Raw genomic sequence first — 7,318 nt, 5'->3', positions numbered from 1 at the left:
GGTCGCGGGCGGCGGGGGCGTGGTCTTGGGCGGCCACTCCACGCTCGGCGCGGTCAGCGGCTCCGGCCCGGGAAGCGTCACCGTCTGGCTCTGCGCCACGGCCGGGGCGGGCGCGCTGGGGCCCAGCCAGGCGCGCGCGGCCTGCACCTGCTGCTGGTTGAACCCGGGCGCGGCCGGGCCGAACTTGGCCACCCTCGTGTAGTGCTTGCGCGCCTCGTGCCGGTTGCCCAGCTCATCGGCGATCTCCGCGAGGTCGAACGAGATCGACAGCAGCAGCGGATGGTCGTCGCCGTGCTTGCTCGATCCGGCGTAGAGCGCGTTTTCCAGCACGCGCCGCGCGCCGGACAGGTCGCCGGACTGGCGGTGCAGCGACGCCAAGAGATGCGCGGTGGTCAGCACCTCGGGGTGATCCTCGCCCGAGGTCATGATGGCCGCCTCTAGCGCCCGCTCCAGCAGGTCTCGTGCGCTGTGCAGGTCACCGTGGTCGCGCCGGGCGATGGCGTCGGCGCGCACTTGGGACAGCGAGGTGGGGGATGGCACGCGCACATGTTACTTACCTTCGCCACCCGGTGCGCTAAGACAGTTGGACCACGTCGTCGGGATGCATGACGTCAACGATGTCCTCCGGGCGGCAGGTTGCCAGCGAGGTGCCGTTTTTATGCGCCTCCAGCACCGCCTGCGCCGTGCCTCGACCGCCGACAATGGATGTCAGGCGATCCACGTCGAGCAGATCCGGACCGGACAGCGGGAGGATGACGGTCGCTTCGGCCTCTGCCGTGTCGGTGAGCATCCTGACCAGGAGCTGCCGCTCATCCTTGTCGAGATCGGGCAGCGCATCGAGCACGGCAAGCGCCGGGACGCCCGTGACGTCGCCATTTTCTGCGACAACTGCGATCAGCTCACCCGCCGAGACACGCTCGACGCGAACGTGGGCCAGCAGCGCCGAAGTGTCGAAGACGGCCCCGACTTTCACGCGGCGGACTGCTCGCGACGCTGGGCGCGACTGCGCGAACCGCGAGCCAGGCGCGCGCGCATCCGGTCCTTGCCTGCCTCGGTGATCGCGAGGTCGCCGACGTAGCCGTGCTCTTCGAGCATGAGCCGGATCTGCTCATTGCGCTTGTCCCGCTCGATCAGCCCCGCGATGTAGGCCGAGGTGTTGCCCGCGGCCCGGCGGCGTGCGTATTCCGCGAGATCGGCGGGAAGACTGATCGACGTCTTCTCCGTGCTCGGGCCGGATCCAGTCATACCGAGACGATAACTCAGTAGTATTCGCCCGCGCTATCTTCGCTTCGGTTTGCCCGTGTTGTGGCGGAAATGCACGAACAGGCGGCCGAAGTTCTTCGAGTCCTTGTCGATCCGGTGGTACAGCGCCTTGATCTCCTTCTGCTCAAGGAAGCGCAGGACGTGCTTCTTGAGGGCGCCCGAGCCCTTGCCGGGGATGATCTCCACGACCGGGGCCTTGGTCGCGACCGCCTCGGCGATGATGTCATGCAGCGCCCGCTCGATGTCGCGGCCCTTGTTGTAAATATCGTGCAGGTCGAGTACGAGTTTCATCGCGCCTTAGCCTAGCCGTTCGCCAACTGGGCGCATTGATGTATTGCAATGATCTTAAGAAAGATGCTCCATTGAAGGTCTCCTATTACCCCCAGGGAGGCATCCCATGCGACAACGACAGGTCGCGATTCTCCTGTCCGCTCTGGCCTGCGCTGCTGCGTTCGTGCTGGCCGGTCCGGCAACCAGCGCGCCGGGCGACACGGACACCGGCACGTCCCAGTACGTACTGGAAGGCCCGCGCACGTTTGCGGACCGCAACGCCGTCGCGCGAACCGGCGCGGCGATCGACTACATCGAGCACGGCCGCATCTACGTGACCGCGACCCGGGCCGAGATCCGCAACATCGAGGGGCTCGGGTTCAAGGCGCAGTATCTGCCGCCGCCGGCCACCTCGGGCGAGATCGGCATCATGGACTTCCCGTCCGCCGACTCGCGCTACCACAACTATGCCGAGACCAACGCCGAGCTCAACAAGATCGTGGCCGACCATCCCGCGATCGCCCGGCTGTTCAACATCGGCACCTCGTACCAGGGCCGGACCATCTACGGCGTGAAGATCTCCGACAACGTGGCCACCGACGAGAACGAGCCGGAGATCCTGTTCAACGCCAATCAGCACGCCCGTGAACACCTGACCGCCGAGCAGGCGCTGTACCTGGCCAACCTGTTCACGGACTCGTACGGCAGCGACTCGCGCATCACGAACCTGGTCAACACGCGCGAGTTCTGGATCATCCCGATGGTCAACCCGGACGGCGTCGAGTACGACATCGCCACCGGCTCCTACCGCGCATGGCGCAAGAACCGCCAGCCCAACTCCACGTCCACCGGCACGGACCTGAACCGGAACTGGGGCTATCAGTGGGGCTGCTGCGGTGGCTCGTCGAGCAGCGGTTCGTCGGAGACTTACCGGGGCACCGCGGCCTTCTCCGCACCGGAGACCGCGCGCCTGCGCGACTTCGTGCTCAGCCGGCGGATCGGCGGGGTACAGCAAATCAAGGTCAACGTCGACATCCACACCTACTCCGAACTGATCCTGTGGCCCTACGGCTACAAGACGGCGGACACGGGCTCGGACATGACGGCCGACCAGCGCAACACGTTCGCGACCCTCGGGCGGCAGATGGCCAACACCAACGGGTACACCCCGGAGCAGGCAAGCGACCTGTACATCGCCGACGGAATCATCATCGACTGGATGTTCAGAAACCAGGGCATCTTCGCGTACACCTTCGAGCTGTACCCGAGGTCGTCGAGCCCGGGCTTCTACCCGCCGGACGAGCAGATCGCGACGCAGACGTCGCGCAACCGGGAGGCGTTCTTGATCATCTCCGAGTACGCCGACTGCGTCTACCGGGCCATCGGCAAGCAAGCGCAGTACTGCTGAAAGCGTTGATCGTTGTCACGCGCCGAGTCCGGGGAAACGCTTTCCCCGCTCCGTGCGTGACAACGATCAAGCCACTGCGCCGGGCGTGACAACGATCATGGCAGCGTTCCGCGGACGCTTAAGCAGGGGCCATTGGCAAGTATCCACATATTGAAATGACCATGAATTTAGTGGTCTGCTTTTGCCGCGGTGGTGGATCACCACCACCGCGGTTTGTGCTGTTATCAGCCCTAAAGGGAGGCACGTAATGCGACGACGACAAGTCGCCGTTCTCGTCTCGGCGCTCGCCATGGGCGTGGCCATGGTCCTGACCGGACCGGCCACGGGTGCGCCGACGGAACCGGCCGCCGCGGAGACCTCGGCCCAGTACCGCGTCATCGGGCCCAAGACCTTCGCCGACCGCAACGCGGTGGCGCGCACCGGCGCCGCCATCGACTACAGCGAGCACGGCATCCTGTTCGTGTCCGCGACCCGCACCGAGGTCCGCAACATCGAGCGCCTGGGCTTCAAGGCGGAGTACGTACCCCCGCCCGCCACGACCCAGGACGTGGTCATCAACGACTTCCCGCCCGCCGACGCCCTGTACCACAACGAGGCGGAGACCAACGCGGAGCTCGACCAGATCGTGGCCGACCACGGCTCCATTGCGCAGAAGTTCAACATCGGCACGTCCTACGAGGGCCGCACCATCTGGGGCGTCAAGATCTCCGACAACGTCGCGACCGACGAGAACGAGCCGGAAATCCTGTTCTTCGCCAACCAGCACGCGCGCGAGCACCTGACCACGGAGCAGGCCCTGTACCTGGCGAACCTGCTGACCAACTCCTACGGTTCGGACACCCGGATCACCAGCCTGGTCAACGGCCGCGAGTTCTGGATCATCCCGATGTTCAACCCGGACGGCTCGTCGTATGACGTAGCCACCGGGTCGTACCGTTCGTGGCGCAAGAACCGCCAGCCGAACGCCGGCTCGTCCAACGTGGGCACGGACCTGAACCGCAACTGGGCCTACCAGTGGGGCTGCTGCGGCGGCTCGTCGGGCAGCACCGGATCGGAGACCTACCGTGGCCCGTCCGCGTTCTCCGCGCCCGAGCTGCAGCGCCTGCGCGACTTCATCCTGAGCCGGCGTGTGGGCGGCACGCAGCAGATCAAGGTGGCGGTCGACATCCACAGCTACTCCGAGCTGATCCTCTGGCCGTACGGCTACAAGACGGCCGACACCGGCGCGGACATGACCGTGGACCAGCGCAACACGTTCGCGACCATCGGCCAGCAGATGGCCAACAGCAACAACTACACCCCCGAGCAGGCCAGCGACCTGTACATCGCCGACGGCGTGAGCATCGACTGGATGTTCAACAACCAGGGCATCTTCGCCTATGTGTTCGAGCTCTACCCCGGCCAGTTCGGTGGTGGCGGCTTCTACCCGCCCGACGAGCAGATCGCGCCGCAGACCCAGCGCAACCGCGAAGCCTTCCTGCTCCTTTCCGAGTACGCCGACTGCGTCTACCGCGCCATCGGCAAGGAGGCGCAGTATTGCGCGCCGCCCGGCACGCCGACCGTGGCCAACCCCGGCAACCAGACCAGCACCGTGGGCACCGCGGTCACGCTGAACAACAGCGCGTCGGGCGGGGTCGCGCCCTACACCTGGTCGGCAACCGGCCTGCCGGCGGGCCTTTCCATCAACGCGTCGACCGGCCAGATCACCGGCACGCCCACGACCGCGGGCACGTCCAGCGTGACGGTCACGGCGACCGGCTCCAACGGCCTGTCCGGCTCGGCCGCGTTCTCGTGGACGGTCAACCCGATCGGCGGCTCGTGCAACGGGACGAACCCCAACGATGTCACGATCCCGGACCTGTCCACTGTGGAAAGTTCCATCGTGATCTCGGGGTGCGCGGGCAACGCGGCGTCGAACTCGACCGTCGAGGTGCACATCGTCCACACGTACAAGGGAGACTTGATTGTCAACCTCGTCGCCCCGGACGGCACCCTCTATCTGCTGCACAACCGCGCCGGCGGCAGCGCCGACAACATTGATCAGGTATTCACGGTCAACCTGTCCGGCGAGGTGGCAAACGGCACCTGGAGACTGCGCGTGCAGGACGCGGCCTCGCTCGACACCGGCCGTATCGACACCTGGACGCTGAACCTGCGACCATAATTTACGCAGCAGATAGGGCCGGATCGCTGCGCGCCCGGCCCTATCTGCGCAAGGGCACGGCTTCGCCTGAACGGAGTTTTTGCGGGGCTGCGTTGGGTGGGAAGGTTGGCTGCGCGCCCGGCCCTATCTGCGCAAGGGCACGGCTTCGCCTGAACGGAGTTTTTGCGGGGCTGCGTTGGGTGGGAAGGTTGGCTGCGCGCCCGGCCCTATCTGCGCAAGGGCACGGCTTCGCCTGAACGGAGTCTTCGCGGGGCAACGGGTCCGCCGATTAGGCCACATAACAAAGCAGTCATACTGCGCGGTGGCCGTCCAAATCGGACGGTCGTCGTCACTTTCCGTAAGGGAGACAAGGCGGAGAAGAGTCGGTACTGTATGGGCCCGTGGCGATTTACCTTGCTGACGAGTTCTACTTAATCGCGCATGAGGACACGACGGGCCAGCCCCGGCTGCACGCCAAGGCCGCCGGGTTCGGAGTCGCCGCCGCACTGCTCGCCGAGCTGTACCTGCAGGGCAACGTGACGATCGATGCCGAGGGCGTCAAGGTCCTGTCGGCCGCGACACCGCCGGATCTGTTGGCGCACACGGTGTTGGACCACCTGATGGGCGAGGCGCAGCGGCACCCGCTGCGCGACTGGCTGGCGTTCCTCGGGCGCACCGCGGTGGAAGACGTGGCCAATCGCCTGACCCGCGCGGGAGTGCTTCAGCTCGTCCAGACCCGCCGGCTGTTCGCGGTCAACCGCACGTTCGTGCCGGTCGCCATCAACGACGCGGCGTGGCCGCATGCGCGGGTCGCGTCCCGGCTCGCGCGCCGCCAGCCGATGGACCCCAAAGACCAGATCCTCGCCGGTCTGGCGTTCGCCACGGGGCTCACCCGCGAGATGCTGTGGGACGACGCGCAGCAGGCGAGCCAAGCCCACCTCGCTCAGGTCATCGCGGGCCTGCCCGCTCCAATGCGGACACTTGTGGCCGAGACAGAGGTCGCCATCAGCAAGTCCGCCGCCACTCGTGCCTGAACCCCAATCGATTGGAGTCACCATGTCCGCAACCCCTCGCTCCGCGGTTTCGGCCGCGCTGGCGGCGGACCGGCTCGGCGCCGCATCGGTAGCTTCGTTCGCGCTCACGGCGGCCGCGCCGTTGATGGTCGTCGGCGGGCTGCTCGTGACCGGCTGGGCCAACATCGGCGTCGTCGGATTCCCGTTGGCGTTGCTCATCATCGGGGCCCTGCTGGCCCTGTTCTGCGTGGGATACATAGCGATGGCGCGGCGCATCCCCAACGCGGGCGCGTTCTATGCCTATATCGCGCAAGGGCTGGGCCGGCCGGTCGGGGTCGGCGCGGCGTTTGTGGCCCTCTTCGCGTACAACACCTTGCAATTTGGTTTGTTCGGCATCTTCGGCGCGGCACTTTCGGGTTTCCTGCAGTCGAAAGGGGTCACCTTCGGAGCCGAGCCGATCCAGTGGTGGCTCATCGCGCTCGTGGCGTGGGCCGTCACGGCCGCGTTCGGCGTGCTGCGGGTCGACCTCAACAGCAAGGTGTTGCTGACGTTGCTGGCGCTGGAACTGCTCATCGTCGCCGTCTACGATGTGGCTTTTCTCGTAACGCCGTCGGCGGAGGGTGTGACATTGGCGGCGTTCGCGCCGGGCAACCTGTTCGTCGATCCCGGCGCGGTCGCGGCGGTGCTGGTCATCGTCGTCACCGCGTTCATCGGATTCGAGGCGGCGCCGGTGTTCGCGGAGGAGTCGCGCGACGCCAAGCGGACCGTCTCGGCTGCGACGTTCGCGGGCCTGGGCGTGATGGTGTTCGTCTATGTGGTGACCAGCTGGGCTGTGACCGTCGCGACTGGACCGTCCAATGTGGTGCGCGCGGCGGCCGACGATTCGTCGAACCTGTTGTTCTCCCTGGCGGGGGAGCGGCTCGGTGCGCTGCTGGCCGACGCGGGGTCGGTGCTGCTGGTCACCAGCGTGTTCGCGGCCATGCTGTCGTTTCACAACACGTGCGCACGTTACGGTTTCGCCCTGGGTCGCGAGGGAGTTCTTCCAAAACCCCTTGCTCAGACTGGTACCCGTTCCGGCGCGCCGCAGATCTCGTCGATGCTCCAGAGTGGACTGTCGCTGATCGTCATCATCGTTTATGCGATACAGGGCCTCGATCCGGTCAACCAGTTGTTCTACTGGGGCGGTGCGCTCGGTGGGTTCGGTGTGCTGTCGTTGTGCAT

Annotated in this window: 7 protein-coding genes and 1 pseudogene; 4 read left to right on the top strand and 4 right to left on the bottom strand. The window is 66.3% G+C overall.

What is annotated here, in order from left to right; genetic code table 11:
• From DM816_RS38745 to DM816_RS38730, 4 genes are all read right to left on the bottom strand, one after another.
• Positions 1–540: tetratricopeptide repeat protein (locus tag DM816_RS38745; RefSeq protein ID WP_162908279.1), on the bottom strand; the 540-nt coding region annotated here is incomplete at its 3' end.
• A gap of 34 nt (positions 541–574) precedes the next feature.
• The gene (locus tag DM816_RS38740; protein ID WP_117215466.1) at positions 575–973 is read right to left on the bottom strand and encodes a hypothetical protein; all 399 of its coding nucleotides are present in this window, start codon (positions 971–973) and stop codon (positions 575–577) included.
• Positions 970–1,245 (bottom strand): hypothetical protein, encoded by a 276-nt coding sequence (locus tag DM816_RS38735; protein ID WP_117215465.1) that lies wholly within the window; start codon positions 1,243–1,245, stop codon positions 970–972. The genes DM816_RS38740 and DM816_RS38735 overlap by 4 nt, the downstream gene beginning before the upstream one ends.
• 33 nt (positions 1,246–1,278) lie before the next feature.
• A complete protein-coding gene (locus tag DM816_RS38730) occupies positions 1,279–1,554 on the bottom strand; it encodes a Smr/MutS family protein (protein WP_117215464.1) in 276 nt (91 codons plus the stop codon).
• Positions 1,555–1,660: 106 nt separating this feature from the next.
• Between DM816_RS38730 and DM816_RS38725 the strand changes: the two are divergent.
• The 4 genes and pseudogenes from DM816_RS38725 to DM816_RS38710 form a co-directional block, all read left to right on the top strand.
• A pseudogene (locus tag DM816_RS38725) lies at positions 1,661–2,938 on the top strand (M14 family metallopeptidase); the annotation flags it as partial.
• 250 nt (positions 2,939–3,188) lie between these two features.
• Positions 3,189–5,105, top strand: coding sequence for a M14 family zinc carboxypeptidase (locus DM816_RS38720; RefSeq protein WP_425455333.1), 1,917 nt, complete (start codon positions 3,189–3,191; stop codon positions 5,103–5,105).
• Between the two features lie 380 nt (positions 5,106–5,485).
• Positions 5,486–6,118 (top strand): GOLPH3/VPS74 family protein, encoded by a 633-nt coding sequence (locus tag DM816_RS38715; protein WP_162908278.1) that lies wholly within the window; start codon positions 5,486–5,488, stop codon positions 6,116–6,118.
• Between the two features lie 22 nt (positions 6,119–6,140).
• On the top strand, positions 6,141–7,318 hold a 1,178-nt coding region (locus DM816_RS38710), incomplete at its 3' end, for an APC family permease (RefSeq protein ID WP_162908277.1).

This window comes from Allorhizocola rhizosphaerae (genome assembly GCF_003426775.1).
GTDB classification, from domain to species: Bacteria; Actinomycetota; Actinomycetes; order Mycobacteriales; family Micromonosporaceae; genus Allorhizocola; species Allorhizocola rhizosphaerae.
The sequence above is the reverse complement of the archived record's forward strand: the minus strand, read 5'-3'. Positions and strand labels throughout refer to the sequence as shown.

What these genes read in the sequence shown, in the direction of transcription:
- DM816_RS38735 (WP_117215465.1), bottom strand. Translation starts at nt 1,245, where the DNA reads ATGACTGGATCCGGCCCGAGCACGGAGAAGACGTCGATCAGTCTTCCC.
- DM816_RS38730 (WP_117215464.1), bottom strand. Translation starts at nt 1,554, where the DNA reads ATGAAACTCGTACTCGACCTGCACGATATTTACAACAAGGGCCGCGAC.
- DM816_RS38720 (WP_425455333.1), top strand. Translation starts at nt 3,189, where the DNA reads ATGCGACGACGACAAGTCGCCGTTCTCGTCTCGGCGCTCGCCATGGGC.